Source organism: Bdellovibrio sp. HAGR004 (assembly GCF_055397015.1).
In genome coordinates this window covers 1,342,264-1,359,466 of sequence record NZ_AP029176.1, presented here as the reverse complement: position 1 = coordinate 1,359,466, position 17,203 = coordinate 1,342,264, and the positions used below count along the sequence as shown (strand labels likewise).

General features: G+C 50.7%; 16 protein-coding genes. 11 read left to right on the top strand and 5 right to left on the bottom strand.

Annotated features, from left to right (window positions below):
• The first annotated feature begins 69 nt into the window (after positions 1 to 69).
• The 5 genes from ACZ5ZV_RS06820 (at position 70) to ACZ5ZV_RS06800 (ending at position 6,725) form a co-directional block, all read left to right on the top strand.
• A complete protein-coding gene (locus tag ACZ5ZV_RS06820) occupies positions 70 to 657 on the top strand; it encodes a 2OG-Fe(II) oxygenase (RefSeq protein WP_464120677.1) in 588 nt (195 codons plus the stop codon).
• Positions 654 to 2,435, top strand: coding sequence for an ABC transporter ATP-binding protein (locus ACZ5ZV_RS06815; RefSeq protein WP_464120676.1), 1,782 nt, complete (start codon positions 654 to 656; stop codon positions 2,433 to 2,435). Before ACZ5ZV_RS06820 ends, ACZ5ZV_RS06815 begins: the two co-directional genes overlap by 4 nt.
• Positions 2,428 to 4,290 (top strand): ABC transporter ATP-binding protein, encoded by a 1,863-nt coding sequence (locus tag ACZ5ZV_RS06810; protein ID WP_464120675.1) that lies wholly within the window; start codon positions 2,428 to 2,430, stop codon positions 4,288 to 4,290. The genes ACZ5ZV_RS06815 and ACZ5ZV_RS06810 overlap by 8 nt, the downstream gene beginning before the upstream one ends.
• A gap of 167 nt (positions 4,291 to 4,457) precedes the next feature.
• A complete protein-coding gene (gene mgtE, locus ACZ5ZV_RS06805; RefSeq protein WP_464120674.1) occupies positions 4,458 to 5,801 on the top strand; it encodes a magnesium transporter in 1,344 nt (447 codons plus the stop codon).
• A gap of 9 nt (positions 5,802 to 5,810) precedes the next feature.
• Positions 5,811 to 6,725 (top strand): hypothetical protein, encoded by a 915-nt coding sequence (locus ACZ5ZV_RS06800; RefSeq protein ID WP_464120673.1) that lies wholly within the window; start codon positions 5,811 to 5,813, stop codon positions 6,723 to 6,725.
• Positions 6,726 to 6,748: 23 nt separating this feature from the next.
• Here the strand turns inward: ACZ5ZV_RS06800 and ACZ5ZV_RS06795 are convergent, their stop codons facing one another.
• Both ACZ5ZV_RS06795 and ACZ5ZV_RS06790 read right to left on the bottom strand, forming a co-directional pair.
• Entirely contained in the window at positions 6,749 to 7,072 is a 324-nt protein-coding gene (locus tag ACZ5ZV_RS06795) for a hypothetical protein (protein WP_464120672.1), read from the bottom strand.
• A 177-nt stretch (positions 7,073 to 7,249) separates the two neighbouring features.
• On the bottom strand, positions 7,250 to 9,109 hold the full coding sequence (locus ACZ5ZV_RS06790; RefSeq protein WP_464120671.1) for a S8 family serine peptidase: 1,860 nt from the start codon (positions 9,107 to 9,109) through the stop codon (positions 7,250 to 7,252).
• 171 nt (positions 9,110 to 9,280) lie between these two features.
• On the opposite strand from ACZ5ZV_RS06790, the gene ACZ5ZV_RS06785 reads away from it, so the two are divergent.
• Both ACZ5ZV_RS06785 and ACZ5ZV_RS06780 read left to right on the top strand, forming a co-directional pair.
• A complete protein-coding gene (locus tag ACZ5ZV_RS06785; protein WP_464120670.1) occupies positions 9,281 to 9,892 on the top strand; it encodes a DUF502 domain-containing protein in 612 nt (203 codons plus the stop codon).
• Positions 9,892 to 11,298 (top strand): hypothetical protein, encoded by a 1,407-nt coding sequence (locus ACZ5ZV_RS06780; RefSeq protein WP_464120669.1) that lies wholly within the window; start codon positions 9,892 to 9,894, stop codon positions 11,296 to 11,298. The genes ACZ5ZV_RS06785 and ACZ5ZV_RS06780 overlap by 1 nt, the downstream gene beginning before the upstream one ends.
• Before the next feature lie 17 nt (positions 11,299 to 11,315).
• On the opposite strand, the gene ACZ5ZV_RS06775 is transcribed toward ACZ5ZV_RS06780, so the two are convergent.
• From ACZ5ZV_RS06775 to ACZ5ZV_RS06765, 3 genes are all read right to left on the bottom strand, one after another.
• Positions 11,316 to 12,257: a YeiH family protein gene (locus ACZ5ZV_RS06775; RefSeq protein WP_464120668.1), complete on the bottom strand. Its 942-nt coding sequence runs from the start codon at positions 12,255 to 12,257 to the stop codon at positions 11,316 to 11,318.
• Between the two features lie 107 nt (positions 12,258 to 12,364).
• Positions 12,365 to 12,913 carry a hypothetical protein gene (locus ACZ5ZV_RS06770; RefSeq protein ID WP_464120667.1) on the bottom strand — a complete coding sequence of 183 codons (549 nt, stop codon included), beginning with the start codon at positions 12,911 to 12,913 and terminating at the stop codon, positions 12,365 to 12,367.
• Positions 12,914 to 13,049: 136 nt separating this feature from the next.
• Positions 13,050 to 14,594 (bottom strand): M17 family metallopeptidase, encoded by a 1,545-nt coding sequence (locus tag ACZ5ZV_RS06765; RefSeq protein WP_464120666.1) that lies wholly within the window; start codon positions 14,592 to 14,594, stop codon positions 13,050 to 13,052.
• 185 nt (positions 14,595 to 14,779) lie between these two features.
• Between ACZ5ZV_RS06765 and ACZ5ZV_RS06760 the strand changes: the two genes are divergently transcribed.
• From ACZ5ZV_RS06760 to ACZ5ZV_RS06745, 4 genes are all read left to right on the top strand, one after another.
• A complete protein-coding gene (locus ACZ5ZV_RS06760; protein WP_464121396.1) occupies positions 14,780 to 15,748 on the top strand; it encodes an endonuclease/exonuclease/phosphatase family protein in 969 nt (322 codons plus the stop codon).
• A 102-nt stretch (positions 15,749 to 15,850) separates the two neighbouring features.
• Positions 15,851 to 16,240 carry a Co2+/Mg2+ efflux protein ApaG gene (gene apaG / locus ACZ5ZV_RS06755; protein WP_464120665.1) on the top strand — a complete coding sequence of 130 codons (390 nt, stop codon included), beginning with the start codon at positions 15,851 to 15,853 and terminating at the stop codon, positions 16,238 to 16,240.
• A 116-nt stretch (positions 16,241 to 16,356) separates the two neighbouring features.
• Positions 16,357 to 16,665: a hypothetical protein gene (locus ACZ5ZV_RS06750; protein ID WP_464120664.1), complete on the top strand. Its 309-nt coding sequence runs from the start codon at positions 16,357 to 16,359 to the stop codon at positions 16,663 to 16,665.
• Positions 16,637 to 17,203 carry a GNAT family N-acetyltransferase gene (locus tag ACZ5ZV_RS06745; protein WP_464120663.1) on the top strand — a complete coding sequence of 189 codons (567 nt, stop codon included), beginning with the start codon at positions 16,637 to 16,639 and terminating at the stop codon, positions 17,201 to 17,203. The genes ACZ5ZV_RS06750 and ACZ5ZV_RS06745 overlap by 29 nt, the downstream gene beginning before the upstream one ends.

Here is a 17,203-nt window from a genome sequence, read left to right as displayed (position 1 = left end):
CCCTCACCTGAATAGAATGGCAACACTTTGGAACAGAATCAAATCAATCTCATAAATCTGGATAGAATGTTGGAGTCTCTGGCCCAGGATAACTGGGCCACAGCAAACGACATTTTTCCCTCTGAATTCTGCATGGCGCTCGCCCAAGAGTGTCATCGCCTGCACCACGAAGGAGAGCTGACCAAAGCCTCCATCGGGCATGCAGGCAGCAAAACGATCAACGCCGAAATCCGCGGCGACTTCACTCTGTGGCTGGAGGAAAACACCGCCTCGGAGCTGCAACAAAGCTTCCTCGATCAGATGGAGCTTTTAAAATCGAAACTCAATCAGTTTTTTTATTTAGGTCTCAAAAGATTTGAATCTCACTTTGCACTGTATCCTCCGGGCGGAGGTTATGATAAGCATATTGACAACCATCGTGGTTCGGGTGCGAGAAGAATAACCTTTGTTCTTTATCTTAACCCAGACTGGAAAAAGGGCGATGGTGGCGAACTCAGCTTGTATGAGCCTGACGACGAAAATCAGCTTATCACACAGATTGAACCTCGCCTTGGCACCTTTGTTTTATTCCGCAGCGAACTTTTCCCGCACCAAGTGGAGAAAAGTCATTCACACCGGCTCAGTTTGACCGGATGGTTTAGGAACGATGCATCATGAAGTCTCTTTTTACTGAAGTTGTTTTCACCCGTCTGCATGCGCGAATCACCGTTTTGGTGTGCTCGCTGATTGCCGCGGTGCTGGGCTTGCTGGGGCCTTTTTTCCAAAAAGAGTTCATCGATCAGCTGACCGGCGTTGAAAGCCGACTTCACTTTATCCAGTTTGATCACACATTAACTTACATCATCGGCGCTTTTTTCTGTGTTCTGCTGGCCCAAGCCTTCACTCAACTGACAAACTTCCTGAGCGTGCGCGAAGCGCTTTATATGCAAAAGGTCTTCGCCAAAAGACTTTATGACAAAACCCTGCACCTGCAGGTCGACACAATGAGCGGCCGCCCCGTGGGTGAAATCGTTTCTTTGTATGCCACGGACGTTCAGGGCGCCACCGTTTTTCTGGATCAGACTTTGCCCGCGGGCGCCTCTATGCTGTTCCCTTTGATTCTTTCACCCTTCGCAATTTCTTTGCTTTTTGATGTTCCGCTTTGGCCGACCATCTTGCTGATGCTGGCGATTTCCTGCCTGAACACATTCCTGGCCTTCCGACAGTCCAAGTTCTTTTTTAACTTCAAACAACTGGCGGCAGAGCGTATCGGCCTGGTGAACGAATGGATCCAGAACATCCGCACCATTCGTATCCTGAGCTGGACCCAACACTTTGAAAAAAACATCTTCGCCAAGCGTATCGTGGAAACACGCAACCGCGTTTCCATGGTCACCAACGGTCAGGTGATGAACTCCATTTCAACATCCATCACTTTCTTCCTGAATGCGGTGGCGTTGGCGACTTTGGTGTTCTACTCCAATCATCAATTAACCAGTGGCGAGCTTCTGGCCCTGCTATGGATTGTCGGAGTTTTTCTGACCCGACCGTTCCGGCAAATGCCCTGGTTCTTTACGTTCGCATTTGATTCCTGGACCTCCCTGCGCCGCCTGGAAGACTATTTTTCGACCCAGAACAACACAACTGAAGACCGTTCAGCAAGCACTCCACTTCCGCAAGGACAGGAAGAATATGCTTTGCAGGTGCGCGGCTTGAACCTGACTGTGTCCCAACGCCGCATTCTTCGCAATGTCTCCTTGGATATCAAGAACGGAGAGTTTGTGGCGGTTGTTGGCGAGGTTGGCGCCGGAAAATCCATGCTGCTTCTATCATTGCTGAAAGAAACCGGGGCCCGTTTTGACTTCTATCATCTGGCAGGAAAGGACGCACAAAAAATTTCCGTCGACGAAGTGCGATCTCACTTTGCCTATGTCCCACAGGAAGGTTTTATCATGAACGCCACCTTGCGCGAAAACGTGGCCTTCATCTATGACATTGAGGCCGAGCGCGACCCAATGGTGGAAGAGTCTCTGCGTCTGGCGCAATTTGATCTGAACACCGAACGGGTGGAAAAAGGTTTGAATACCGAGATCGGCGAGCGGGGCGTGAATCTTTCAGGAGGCCAAAGACAACGTGTCGGTCTGGCCCGCGTTCACTATCACGAAGCTCCCATCATGCTGCTGGATGACTGTCTAAGTGCCGTGGATGTCGACACCGAACAAAAACTTTTTGAGCAGTTGTTATTAGGTGCCTGGGCAGACCGCACGCGCCTTCTGGTCACTCACCGACTGAGTGCCTTAAACCGTGTGGATCGCATTTTGTTCATGGAAGAAGGACAGATCATTGATTCTGGCACGTTTGAAGAACTTCTGGCACGCAATGAAAAGTTCCGAGCCTACACCACGAGTGTCGCCAAAGAGGCCGCAGACAAAAAAGCGGAGGTGACACATGTCTAATGCACCGATCAACCCCAAATATCTTTCTGATGGCGACACCAAAAAAGGCGGCGGATACAACAAGACCATCTACGCCACACTGAAGTACGCCTACCAGCCGTTCCTGGTCCGCATCATCGTTTGTCTGTGCCTGGGAATTGTCGGGCGCGGGCTGCTGCTGGCCAATACCAATATCATCGGTTACTGGGTGGACACGATCACCGGGAAAGAAAACATTCTGACTGGAATGACTTCCGGTCAGATCATTGCCCTGCTGACAGGCATGGCCTTGACGGGCTTCGTGCTGACCTTATCCTTCCGGGTCAGCTTTTCGCGGTTGTCAGCCCAGGCTATTTCCTCGTTCTATGACGAAGTGACGTTACGCACTTCTCGCCTGCCGATGAGTTTTTTCGACAACACTCCTGCAGGCCGCATTATCACCCGCTTTTCCAGCGATTACGGCAACGTCTTCCGTCTTTTCGGCGGCCCCTTGGCCGAGTTCATTTCAATTATTTTCGATCTGATGATGATGGTGGCACTGATCACTTTGGCCAATCCTGTGTATCTGGTCTTCGTGGTCTTTATCGCCATCATGAACTATCTGGTCTATAAGCTGAATCAGGAGAAATTGCGCACGGCTCGCCGGGAGCTATCTGCCAGTCGCTCACCCAGCATTGCGCACTTTGCTGAAACCACACAGGGTGCCAGCACCATTCGTTCCTTCCGCCGGCAAAAATCCTTTAGTGAACGCTTCGAGCGTCTGGATCGATATTTCCTGACGCAAAAATTGAACACCACAAAAAGTCTTCTGAGCTTTTCATTGCAAATGAACAGCCTGACAGCCTTCCTTCTGCTTATCACCGGCGTATCCGCCTACTTCATGGTGGAAAAGGGTTGGGCCACTGTGGGGTCCGTCGGGGTGGCCTTTGCCTTTATTGCACTTTCCGGCAACACCGTTCAGATGTTCTTTGAATGGTTGACGCAATTTGAAGAAGCCATGATCGGCGTCGAACGATTGGATCAGTACATGCGCATGGATATCGAGCGCGGCTCGCTGCTGCCCTCATCCGCCACCTTTGCCACAGGACATCCGACCTACTCTCCCTCCGTTGAAAAGTATCTGGCAAACCGTCGTCTGACCGAAGACCGCAATGCGTCTGTTCAGGTGCAGGACGTGTGGTTCCGCTATCGCGAAGACCTGCCATGGGTTCTGAAGGGTGTTCACTTTGAAGTGCACGCAGGAGAGCGCCTGGGTATTGTGGGACGCACCGGGTCCGGCAAATCCAGTTTAATTCAGGCACTGTTTTATCTTTACCCGATCGACAAAGGACAGATTTCCATCAACAATCACCTTCCCAAGCTTTCAGAGCAGGTCTCCGGCGTGGATCTGAACCTGTATCGAAAGTCCATGGCGTTTATCGCGCAGGAACCGATCCTTTTCCAGGGAACCCTGCGCTTTAATCTGGACATCGACGGTCAAATTTCCGAGGAAAAACTTCTTTCTGTTTTGGAGCAAGTCGGTTTACGAGACTGGGTCTTAAGTCAACCCGGAGGACTGGATATGCGCATTGAAGAGCGCGGCAAAAATCTGTCCCTGGGCGAACGCCAGCTTCTATGTATGGCCCGCTGTCTTTTGCAACAGGCCCCGATAGTGATCATGGACGAGGCGACCAGTTCCGTGGACCCGCAGTCCGAAGAAATCATGGTTCGCGCCACGGAAGAGTTCTTCTCTGACAGAACACAGATTATTATCGCGCACCGCCTGTCGACTCTGGCTAAATGTGATCGAATTTTATGGTTACAGAATGGGGAAATTGTCGCCCTGGGGCCGACAGCGGAAGTCCTTCCTCGCTTCAAAAACACCGAATTAGTCTAGGCCCAAACTATCGCGTTCTTCCAAGGCGTGCGATCCGCACGCCTACGACGCCGCAACGCCAAGTCTGAGGGTTTTGAAACGGCTTCTAAAGAATAAGTTTGCTCCAGCCGATGTTAGAGGGTATTTGATCGGGACAGCGATATCCGTTTTTCAACCAGGTGGGGCCCATGGACAACAACGAAAACCACAGCCATGAAGACGTCCAAGAACAAGACACTGTGATGTCTCTTTCGGACAGTTGGTCCGCCCTTAGTCCTGGCGAACGTCGTGAGAAATTCAAAGAACTGCCTCGCACCGAGGCGGAAGAACTTTTCCTCAGTCTAAAGACCCACGACCAGGCCGAATTGATCGAGGAAGCAACGCACCTCGAAAAAAGGTCCTGGATTCGCCTGCTCGCACCCGATGACGTAGCCGACTTGATTCAGGAAATGGGACATGACAGCCGCGAGGACATTCTGTCTTTGCTGGACCCGCAAACCAAGCGTGAGGTCACTGCCCTGCTCGCATATGCTGAAGACGCCGCCGGGGGCTTGATGAGCTCCCGCTTTGTGCGCCTGCGCCCGGATATGAGCGTGGATGAGGCCATCAGCTACATTCGCATTCAAGCCAAGACCCACGTTGAAACGATTTACTATGCTTACGTTCTGGATTCAGAGCAGAAACTTCTGGGTGTGGTTTCTTTCCGCGAATTGTTCCAGTCCTCGCCGGAAAAGAAGATTGCCGAGATCATGCACACTGACGTGTTGAAGGTTCCAGTTGAGATGGACCAGGAACAAATCGGTCGTATTTTCTCTCAACAGGAGCTGATGGCGGTCCCGGTTGTCGATGAAAACGGCATCATGAAAGGTATCGTCACCTTCGATGACGTGGCGACAGCCATTCAGGAAGAAGCGACCGAAGATATCCACAAAATCGGGGGTGTTGAATCCCTGGATGCACCGTATTTGAAAATCTCCATGCTGGAGATGTTAAAAAAGCGCGGTGGCTGGCTGATGATTCTTTTCCTTGGGGAAATGTTTACAGCGACTGCAATGGCCTTCTTCGAGGACGAACTGTCCAAGGCCGTGGTTCTTTCCATGTTCATTCCGCTGATTATCAGCTCAGGTGGTAACTCGGGCTCTCAGGCGTCCACTTTGATTATTCGTGCCATCGCTCTGCGCGAGGTGCGTCTGCGCGACTGGTGGCGCGTTTTAGGTCGTGAAATCCTCACCGGGGCCTGCCTGGGTCTGGTGCTGGGAATGATCGGCTTTATTCGTATCATGTTGTGGCCGAACCGCGAAAGTCTGTATACGGTTCACTACATGCAAGTGGGCATGACTGTCGCCGCGAGCGTGGTGGGGGTTGTGTTGTGGGGAACCATTTCCGGCTCGATGTTGCCTTTTGTTCTGAAGAAGGTGGGCTTTGACCCCGCTTCGGCTTCGGCTCCGGCCGTTGCGACACTGGTGGACGTTACGGGTCTTGTGATTTACTTCACGGTGGCTTCGTTCTTCCTCAGTGGCATTCTGCTGTAGGTTTCTGATATGAAGAAAAATGCGACCGTGCAAAATTATCTGAAGCACATCTCTTTTCTATTCGCGCTTCCGACTTCGAAGAAATTCGATGCGGTGACCCTGGAAGAATATCCTTTCGATGCTCAACTGCTCAAGGCCAGCAGTCTGTACCAGCGAAGTCGCCAGCTGTATCTATCTCTGGATGGAAAATACAGCGCGAAGGTCTGCTCCACCATGCGCTCCTTAAGTGCTCAGGATCTGTTTAAAGACTCTATCGAATACAGCCCCATCTTAAGTGAAATACTCTGGTTCAAAGATCATGCGGCCGAGGTTGCTGATCCCGAGGCGGCCGTCAAGTCCCTGATGGCTTACAGCGAGATCTCGGTGTTTCACGAACAAAATCACCGTATCTTGTGGCGTCTGCTGCCGCCGGCTCCGAAAAAACAGAGGGACTTCTGTCGTTATTTGAACTTTGCAGAAAGCCTGGTGGTCACTTTGGATCTGGCCCTGGGAGATGAGCTGGGCACAAAAGTTTCAAATTCATTTGAACAGGTTCGTGCCATCTATCGCCCTGGCGGTGTGGATAAATGGTCTCAGCTTCCGCCACAAGAATACCGGCAGTACCTGTATGCCCTGCTGACTGCAACGTACTTACTTTTGGAAATGGTTCACACCGAAGACATCGAATCTGCGGTGAATTATATCCTGCCTGGAAATAAACCCCTGGTGAAGGCGGCGACGAAAAGAGCGCTGGAACTAAGTGATCTTTTCATTCACAACACCAATCAACAGTGGCAGACGCTTTTCTGGAAGCAGGCCCAGACTCGACTGTCCGGGCTGCACAAAGCCTCCAAAGAGGCCGTCTGGCATCTGCCCGAGGACCCTCTGGATCTGCAAGACGAGTTCCTGCTGGCCGAACGCGTGTTTAAGTTCTTTGGCCTTTAAACGCAGAAAATCCTATTCTTTGACTACTTAACTTCATCGTAAGAAATCAGGTGGCACCCTTTGGCAGCCACTGTGATCAGATAGAAGACATCCCAGCTTTCACCCTCATCATTGCCGCCGCTGACGACCACTTTATAGTCAATGGAATTGTCGCCGTTATTCACTGTGAAGGATTCAAGCGAACTGTCCCACTCATGCCCCTGGATGCCGGAAGTATTTGCGGAATAAACGCCTTGGGCAAAACCCTCTGCGAACATCTGGCATTTGGCAACATCCTTTGCGGTCACCGCCGCAAAACCCGTTGAGGTCACTAACATCATAATCAATCCGGAAACGATCGCTTTCATGGGCCTCCCCTTTTTTTTGTTTTAAAGTGGCCTTGTCTTACCAAGCACGATCTATCCCTTCCAAGGGTCCGCTTTGGATTGTAATTATTCTGTTCCGGAGAATACCGTAAAAATAGAAACGGCCGCGAGTTCTTGTCTCACGGCCGTTTTTTTTAGAACTTCTTTAATTTACTACTGTCAGGACTTCATCATCCCGGCGGTCCAATCGCGGATCATGGCCAAAGTGCCCTGTCGCGCATTGGCGAACTGAACACCGTAGGCTTTGTTTGCCTCGCACCAGACGACCTGACCCTGCACCTCGATGACCTCGTGACCATCCGGGCTTTGAATTCGCATGGTAACCAGTCCGCCTTTTTCCAAAGCCTGGTCGGTGTTGAAGGACAATCCTCCTTCGGAAATCGTATTCACCGCGCCGACCAACTCACGGTCACCGACCTGAACACGGATCTCAGAACTCATCTTAAAGCGTTCATACTTCCTGCGCGACTTCGGATCTCGGGCGCGCAGAACCTGCCAAAGGATCAGCGGAATCAGCAACAGACCCACCACCACTCCGGCAGTACCGCCCCCTGAAGAGCCACCACCAGACCCGCTGCCAGGACCCTGTTTAATCACGCTTTGAACCAGACCACATCCACCAGCGGCAGAGGCTGCCTCGGCTGCTGGTGAACGATCTGCCGACTTATAAACAGGCTGAGAAGCCGCCGCCGTCGCCATATTTTGTGCAGCACTCATCAAAGTCACCGCATCGACGCGCGCCTTAGAGGACACCACGCCATTCAAACTGTTCACCTGATCCGCAGAGCTCATCACAAGTTGCTTGATTTGATAACCGGACAAACTAGGGGCCTCACGCATCGCCAACGCCGCCATGCCTGCCACCAAAGGCGCTGCCATACTGGTTCCGGACATTTTCATGGTGGCGTTACCAGGAACGGTACTTTCGATGTATTCTCCCGGACTGCCAATATGCACTGAATAGCTGCCATAGTTCGAGAAGCCCGAACGATCATCCCAGCGACTTGTCGAAGCTACCGCGATGTTACTGGGAACATCGTAGCTGGCAGGGTACATCGGGCTGGTGTCATTGTTGCTGCCATAGTTACCGGCAGCGGAAACCACCAGCACATGTCGTTCATAAGCGTAGGCAATCGCATCCTGTAAGGAATGGCTGTAACCAGACCCACCCCAGGAGTTATTGATCACGCGTGCACCATTGTTCACAGCATAGTAGATGGCGCGTATCGCATTGGCCGTCGAGCCGGCACCGCCTTTGGCCAGAAACTTCAGCGGCATGACTTCAATTTTTGATTCATCCAAGGGACGCGCAAAAATGTTCAATCCTGCGCCGACGACAACTCCGGCGACGTGAGTGCCGTGATCGTCATCATCATAGAAATTAGCTGTGTTGCTGATGAAGTTCCAGCCATTGATGTCGTCGACATAGCCATTCTGGTCATCATCCACGCCCGGACGTCCATTGGCTTCTATTTCATTGCGCCAAAGGGCCCCGGTTCCCCCCTCACTGACGGGCTTAAACACGTCGTGATTTTTATCCAGGCCTGTATCGACAACGGCCACGATGATCTTGCCTGTGGCAGAAAGAGGCTTTTGATAAGCCCAGGATTCAGACACACGCGTGTCTGCAGAGGATTGAGAATAAATCGTCGGATTGCTCGACGCATACCCCGAGGCGACGGCGTCTTCATAGGAAAGACGCTCTACCGGCCCGTTAGGCTCGACTTCACTCTTTTTCAGAATATAGTTCGGTTCAATGTACTCGACATCCGGATCGTTTCTGAGCTCTTCAACATCCGCAGCCACCTTCATGGAAACCTGAAAGATGCCCAAACCCGGAAACGTGGATTTCAGATTGGCCTTCCCCTGCAACTTGGACTGCGCCAAGGCCGGCCCCCCCGAAGAAGCCTTAAACTTGATGAGATATTCGCCAGGAACAGCCTCAGGAGCGTCCTGAGCCCCCGCGGTCCACCCCACCAAAGTCACCGTCAGAAATAAAGATCTTAGAATCGGCTTCACCGGTTCTCCTTTTTCATTTCAGAGAACTCTTCGGCCAGAAGTCGAGGTGGATTTAGACAAATTATTTTTTATTATTCGTCTCACCGTGAGACAGCGTCAGAACTTGCTGCGTTTCGACTTAGCTGATATCTATTTGTTGCCGATAGGCATTAAAGAACAGGACATCTAGGTATGAAACAACTCCAGAAGATCTTCTTGCAGGGCCTCGTTACATTTTTGCCAATTGCGCTGACGATCTATATTATTTATGCCGGCGTCGCAATTGTGGACAGCTTCCTTGGGGATGCCCTTCGCCAGATCCTTCCGGTTTATATCCCCGGCCTAGGCTTCCTGATCACGATCGTCCTGATTCTGCTTTTGGGGTTGATGCTGAACAATCTTCTGGCTGGCGGTATCTTCCAAAAGCTGGAACAAAAACTGACCAAAGTTCCTTTTATTAAAGCCATCTACAGTCCTCTGCGAGATCTGATGAATCTTTTCTCCAAAGGCGGCGGTCCGGGCGGACTGCAAAAAGTTGTACTGGTGGACTTGAGCGAAGGTGGAACCACCATTCGCGCCATGGGGCTTGTGACTCGCGAGAACTTCAAAGACGTGCCTGCGATTGAACAAAACGCCGGTGATCGTATCGCCGTTTATATTCCCATGAGTTATGGTTTGGGGGGATTCACCCTGATGGTGCCCCGTTCGCGCATCACTCCGTTGGATATGCCAATTGAAAAAGCGATGAGTCTTGCCATCACCGGCTGGGTGAAGGCTGATAAAAACGAAGGCGAGAAGAAATAATGTCTGACTCCATTGAAAACACCCTGAGCAAAGCCCGTAGAATCAACCAGGATGTCAGCCGTTATGGTGTGTTTGCGGAAATCGGTGCGGGTCAAGAAGTTGCCCGTCACTTTTTCCAAGCTGGCAAGGCGTCTCAGACTATTGCAAAAACAATCTCCGCTTACGACATGATTGTCAGTGATGACATCTATGGCCGCGAAAAAAACGGCCGTTATGTCTGCGAGCCTCGCTTAAATAAGATGCTGACGCACGAGTATGATCTTCTGGTGGATCGTTTAAGCCCCACCCGAGGCCCGCAATCCCGTTTCTTTGCCATTGCCAACACTGTGGCGACAGCGTCTTCAGGCAGCAACAAGCAGTCCCACGGCTGGATGGGTGTGCGCTTTCAGACCGAACCCGGCGGCCCTTCCAATGACATCATCCTGCATGTACGCATGCTGGATCGTCATCGCCTGCAACAACAAGAGGCTTTAGGCATTTTGGGCGTCAATCTTTTGAACTGTGCTTTTTACCATCTGCTCGAAACTGAAGAGTTTATTACGCATCTGGTGGAGGGCCTTAAAGACGATCAAATCGTGATCGATGTGATCAAGTTCCACGGCCCGGATGTGGAGCATTTTGATATGCGCCTGATGAATCTGGAGCTGGTTCGCAGAGGTCTGGCTGAGGCGATCTTATTCTCTCCACAAAATGAGATTCTCAATATCTCGGACGCGGTTTATGGCAAATCCCTGCTGATTCAGCGCGGAACCTTCCGCCCGGTCACAGTGACCCACTTGGATGTTTTGCAAAAAGGTTTGCAGCAGATCAAGGGCGATGTGTTGAAATCAGAAGGTAAGGATCTGGAAGTTCTGCCTTTGATGGAACTGACCATGCACAATCTGACTGCCGATGGGCATGTGAACGAAAAAGATTTCCTGGCCAGGGTGGAAACCTTAACCAGTCAGGGTCTGCATGTTCTGATTTCCAACTTCTTCCTGTTCTATGGACTCAAGCGCTTTATCCGTCGCTATAATCCGCACTTCATGGCTTTGGTTGTGGGTGCCAGCCACCTGAACAAGCTTTTCACCGAAGAGCACTACCGCGATCTGCAAGGCGGCCTACTGGAAGGTTTAGGAAAACTACTGGAGCAAAAAACCAAACTGTACATCTATCCGCACAAGACACCAAACTTATGTCTGACGACGAAGAGCTTCTTCCCTGCCCCGCACTTGCGCCATGTTTACGCTCACTTCATCGAAAATCAGCAGATCGTCGATATTTCCGGCTGCGATGAAACCGGAGAGTATTTGCATTCTATCGATGTGATGAAGATGATTGAAAAGGGTGACCCACAATGGGAGCGACTCGTGCCCCCGGGCGTTCAGGATTTGATCAAGTCTCAGAAGTTATTTGGCTTAAAGTAATTATGGCTGGGTGGCCCCTAGTGAATCCACCCTAACAACAGGGCACCCAAGGTGGCGCCACCCACCAGCACCCACAGTATCACGCCTTGCAAGAAGGGCTTGATCCCCACACTCTTCACCGTTTCCCGCGTCAGGCTGGCGCCGATCAGGAATAAGGTCACAACCAACAGACGTTTGGAAACGGCGTTCACCACCTCACCGGCAGGTTTTAAAACCGGAATCCAGGTCACGATGGCTGCGGCAACCAGGAAGCCTAAAATGAACCAAGGGCGTTTCGCCTTGGCCTTTTCCCCCGTGGCATTGGTTTTCTTTGAGTAGACATAACCAATAACAAACGCCACCGGAACAATCCATAAAGCCCGCGCCAGTTTCACCGTCGTTCCCACCTGCAACGCTTCAGCCCCATACTGCATGGAAGCTCCGACCACAGAGCTGGTGTCATGAATCGCCAGCGCACTCCACAGACCGAACTGATGCTCCGTCAAGCCGAAGAAATGCCCCAAAGGCGGAAAGACAAACAAGGCCACGGCATTCAACAAAAAGACGGTCCCCAAAGCCACCGACACTTCATGATGTTTGGCACGAATCACCGGCGAAACAGCAGCAATCGCACTGCCCCCGCAGATCGCAGTTCCTACAGAGATCAAAACAGACGTGTCCTGTTCAGTCTTCAAAAGACGCCCCAGCAAGATCCCCAGACACAAAGACAACGAAATTCCCACGACGGTGTAACCTACCCCCTGCAGCCCCACACGCCCAATCACGTGCAAGTCCATCCCGGCCCCCATGCCCATCACGGCAAGGCCCAACAAAGAGTGAGTGATTTTACGGGTGTGATCCAGATAAGGATTTCCAAAAGCCAAAGCAACCAAGACCCCCGCAAAAAGGGCCACACCGGAAGACACAAATGGAGCCAAACTAACAAGAGCGACCAACGGAATCAGGATTCTCGCCAACATATTCAACCTCGCGAGTCCCTACTATGAAGTCGTTTTAGGATCCATACAAATAAAAAGGCACGCTCAAAATCAGAGCGTGCCTTAAAATAAGAAATAATAAAGTGCCCTTAGAAAGTGTCGCAGCGAACGACACCAACACAGTAGGAGGCATGCACACTGTCACCACACTGCTTACGAGCATTGTACTCTGCTTCGATCAAAGACTTCCCCTCGCCTTTGAAGGTTTTTTGATACCCGGTATCAGTCAACATACAAATAGCACCTGCAATCGGGCGCTCCTGGCGTGGGTCCGAACACTTCACAGCCGCTTGACAGTAGCTGGGATGAACCGACTTCCCACAGGCTTCGCGAGCCGCAGCCTCTGCCTCTATTTTTATGCGGCCTTTACCCAGGAACACTTTGTTATAGCCAGTATCGGTAATCAGGCAGGCTACCTCCTGCGCAGGCTCCGGGAATGGAGGAGGACGTTGGCCATATTCCAAGTTAGCCAGGCGTTGATTGATTTGAGAAAGATTGGCTTCAAGCTGATAAACCCGGGTTTCCAACACACGGATACGCTCTTGAGAGTTGCGATCCTGAGCGCCAGCATTATGCGCAAAGAAAAAACAAGTTGCGGATAGAAGAAGTACCAAAGAATTTCTTATAGCTGACATCATGAAAACCCCCGTTTTTTGTACCTTCTTCACCCCATCAAAGAAGGTACAAAAATCCAAAGCAATTTTAAGGCCAACCCTTTCGGTGTCAGTGTGACGCCAAAAAAAAAGCTCCCCGAGGGGAGCTTGCAGAGAAATTCTATTTGGAGGCTCGAGCGTTCAGGAACTCGATCAAGCACTGCACCGGCTGACCGTTACCGCCGCTGGCAAGCAAGGCCCCTTGGGCTTTGTCCGTCCACGCATAAACATCCAGATGCGCCCATTTTTTTCCGCGCACGAATTTTTGCAGGAACAAGGCCGCCGTGATCGCACCACCGAAGCCGCCGCCGGAGTTTTTGCAGTCCGCAAATGGCGAAGACAGATCACCCCAGTACTTTTCAAACAATGGCATACGCCAGTTTAAATCACCCGAACGCTGTCCGGCCTTGGTCAAAGCCGTCGCCAACTCATCGTCGTTAGAGAACAACCCGGCAATCTCAGCTCCCAAACCCACCTTGATGGCTCCGGTCAATGTTGCCACGTCAATCACGATCTCAGCTTCATCAGCGGCTTTCTGCGTGCAGGCCACATCCAAAACATCGGCCAGAACCAAGCGACCTTCCGCATCGGTGTTGTCGATTTCAACCTTCATCCCATTGCGAGCCGTGATGACATCACTTGGACGGAAGGACTTTCCATCCACCGCGTTTTCTGCCAAAGCCAGATAGAAATCCAGCGGACCTGGATAGTTACTTTCAGCCGCCCATTGAGCCAGGGCGATCACACTGGCCGCCCCACCCATGTCCTTTTTCATCAAGCGCATTGCGGAAGAAGGCTTGATATCCAAGCCGCCGGTGTCAAAGGTGATCCCTTTACCGACAAAGGCCACCGGCTTCAGTGAAGACTTCTTGGTTGGGCGGTACTTCAAGTGAACCATGCAAGGCCCGTGTTCAGCCCCCAGACCGACCGCCACGTGCAGTCCCATTTTTTCCTGAACCAGTTTTTTGGTGTCCCAGACTGTGATTTTGGTATTTTTCGGGAAGCCCAAACGCTTGGTCGCCATTTCCGCAAAAGATTTAGGATTTAGATCATTCGGAGGCAGATTCACCATGTGACGGGCCACATTGACAGCACGGGCACGCAGCATCGCATCCTTAACGACGGCTTTATCCCAGGCACCCAAAGATTTTTTCAAGGCCACCTTTGGCAGGTCTGCCAACTGTTTACCGTCAACAAATTGGCGGAAGCTGTAGGCCGCCATATCCATTCCCGTCAAGGCCCCTAAATCCTGAACCCCTTCGGTTCCATGGAATTCGATTTGTACTGCCTTGATCTGCTGAGCTTTAAATTGCGCCACCAAAGAACCGAACTGATCACGCGCCCAAGTATAAACCGCTTCATCAATCAGGCCATCATGTCCAACAGTCGCTTTTTTGCGCGGGCGCAGAATCCACACCGGCCCCTGCGCGCCAACGAAAGAAACGACTTCCTTTTCACTTTGTTTTAAGGCCTTGGACTGCCACTCCAAGGAATGGGTCCCGATCAGCGAAGAAAACTTCGCAGTGTCATCCACCCCTAAGAAATAAACGTATCCGGTGATTTCATTTTTTACTTTAAGTTCTTTTCCGAAGTCGAAAGTTTCAATCCAAGAATGGAATTGAAGTTTGCCGGATGACTTTGCTGCTGGAGCCGCTTTTTTTGCCACTATCTGCCTCACTTTTATTTTTATGCGAAAGAAACCCCTCGGTTTCTGCCAGCATACGAAGCGATGCGGCAGAGTATGTTTTGAGGTGGCTTCTAGGGCGGTATGTTCCGTAAAATCATAATATGACGTGGACCGAGACCACAAACCTAAAATTTTGCTTACTCAATGCAGAGAACCTGTTTTTGATGTTTGATGGAACTCCGTCCAAGGACGTCTTGAATCTGAAAGAAACTCAGTGGCAACGCCTGTCCACTTCCGTTTATGAAAACAAACCCCTGAAAAAGACCCTGGAAATTGCAAAGGCCCTTAAAGACATCAATGCCGACATTGTTATGCTGTGCGAAGTGGGTGGTTTGGAGTCTTTGAATAACTTCAACCTTCTCTTTATGGATGATACGTATTCACCTTGTCTTATTGAGGGAAACTCTGAACGCAATATCGACGTCGGCTTTTTGATTCGCAAAGGTCTGCCCTTTTACTTTGACCTTCAGTCCAATAAAAATCGTCTGATCAACTATCTTTACCCCCATGAAAGAGACAGCCTGAATGCAGGTTATCCGGTCAAGGGTGGCAAGATCACCACAAGCCACAAGTTTTCCCGGGACGTTGTCGAGTTGAAACTTTTCAAAAAGGATCAGGACAAACCCTTCCTGATCATCCTGCTGACTCATTTAAAATCCCGCCTGGATCCCGAGCGCATTGATCCCAATGGATTTGAAAGACGCCAAGCCGAACTAAAGACCCTGCTGGATATTTATGAAGAACTGGGAACCACCCATCCCCAGGTTCCTGTCATGGTGGCTGGAGACTTCAATGGCAATGCAAGCTCTCAGGGCACGGATGAAGAGTTCAAACATATCTACAGCCGCACACAATTGCGAGATATCTTGGAAGTTGCAGGTTTGCCCCCCGAAGAACGGGCCACCTTTTATCAGGTCCGCAGCGGCTCTCGAGCCGATGGGCGCCAGATTGACTTCGTCTTTGCGCCGCCATCATTACAGAGCCATGTCAAACCGGGCTCCTGCAAGGTGTACCGTTATAAGGATGAGTTCGGAATGGAACATGACATCCCACGAAACATGGATGCCAAGCTGAATCTTCCCTCCGATCATTATCCCTTGGTTTTCGAACTGACGGGGCTTCCACTTCGCTAATGGATACGCCGTACCTTTTTGCAACACGCCGCACTCCAAAAAAGATACGCACCATCTGTTGCTCTTGCCGGAAATCAGGGAAAGATTTATCCTGAGTTTCGTATGAGCATGCAAAAAACATCCGTCCCAGATTTTCAAATCTCGGCAAAAGTCGTCTATGTCCCTTCAGAATCCAAACCTGAAAAGGGTTATCACTTTTTTGCATACAAAATTTCCATCACAAATATTGGATCCTCACCTGCCCAACTGATGAGCCGTCACTGGATCATCACTGATGCTGCTGGAAACAAAGAGGAAGTCCGCGGCCCCGGCGTTGTCGGATTACAACCCAAGATCCATCCCGGGCAGACTTTCGAATACGACAGCGCCTGCCCACTGAACACCTCCACCGGCAGTATGGTTGGACGCTATTTCTTCGTGGCCGAAAACGGCGAAAGCTTCAGCGTGGAAATCCCTGAATTCTATCTTGTGGCACCTTTGGCGCTGCATTAATTTCCCCATAATCCCCTTATTTGTTCGGAACAATTTCGAGGTCCAGTTTTATCCTTTTCACTGGAATTGAAAATTAAAGCTGTGCTAAACCCTGTGCCAGTTTGCGGGAGGCTATCATGGCATGGTTTAAAAACTTGCGAGAACTCTTGGGTCTGGAAAAGCCGGAAATGTGCCTTTGCATGGTGATCTCAGAACAAGAAGGTGCCGAGATCTGGGTTGAAGACCAAAAGACCCGCTACGTGACCCCAAAGCTTGTCGCCATCAAAAAAGACCATCCCGTCAAGATCACCGTTAAAATGGTTGGTCATGAACCCCACACATCCGTGGTGCGCAGTTCGCACAATTTGACCTATTTCTATTGCAACTTAAAACGCATCCCTCTTAGACTTGTCAGCAATGAAGTCTATAGATCTGCCTCTTTATAAAAAAACCGCACGCCTGATCCTGCGCCCTTTGGAAGAAACTGACTACGAAAACTGGGTGCAGGCCTATTCCAGCATGAAGCCGCCGCAAAACGAATGGGATGAAACCAACTGGGCCGAGAGCGAACTGACCAAAAAGAAATTCAAAGAACTTCTGAAGCAAGAAAAGCAGCAAAGAAATGCTGATCATTTTTACTCTTTCGGAGTTTTTCTGAAAGACGATGGGCTTCTGATCGGCAACGTCAGCCTGATGGATATTTCCCGTGCCGTTTTCCAAAATGCCTACCTTGGCTATCGCATTTTTAATCCCTACTGGGGCTATGGTTTTGCTCAAGAAGCAAGTCACGGGGCACTGGATATCGCGTTTAGAAAGTTAAAACTTCACCGGGTGGAAGCTGGCATTGCCCCCTCTAACAAAAAATCCATCAAGGTCGCCAAAGCTTTGAAAATGCGCAAAGAAGGTCTTAGCAAGCGCCGCCTGCTGGTGAATAAAAAGTGGATGGATATGGAGATCTGGGCACTGACTAAAGAAGAATTTTAA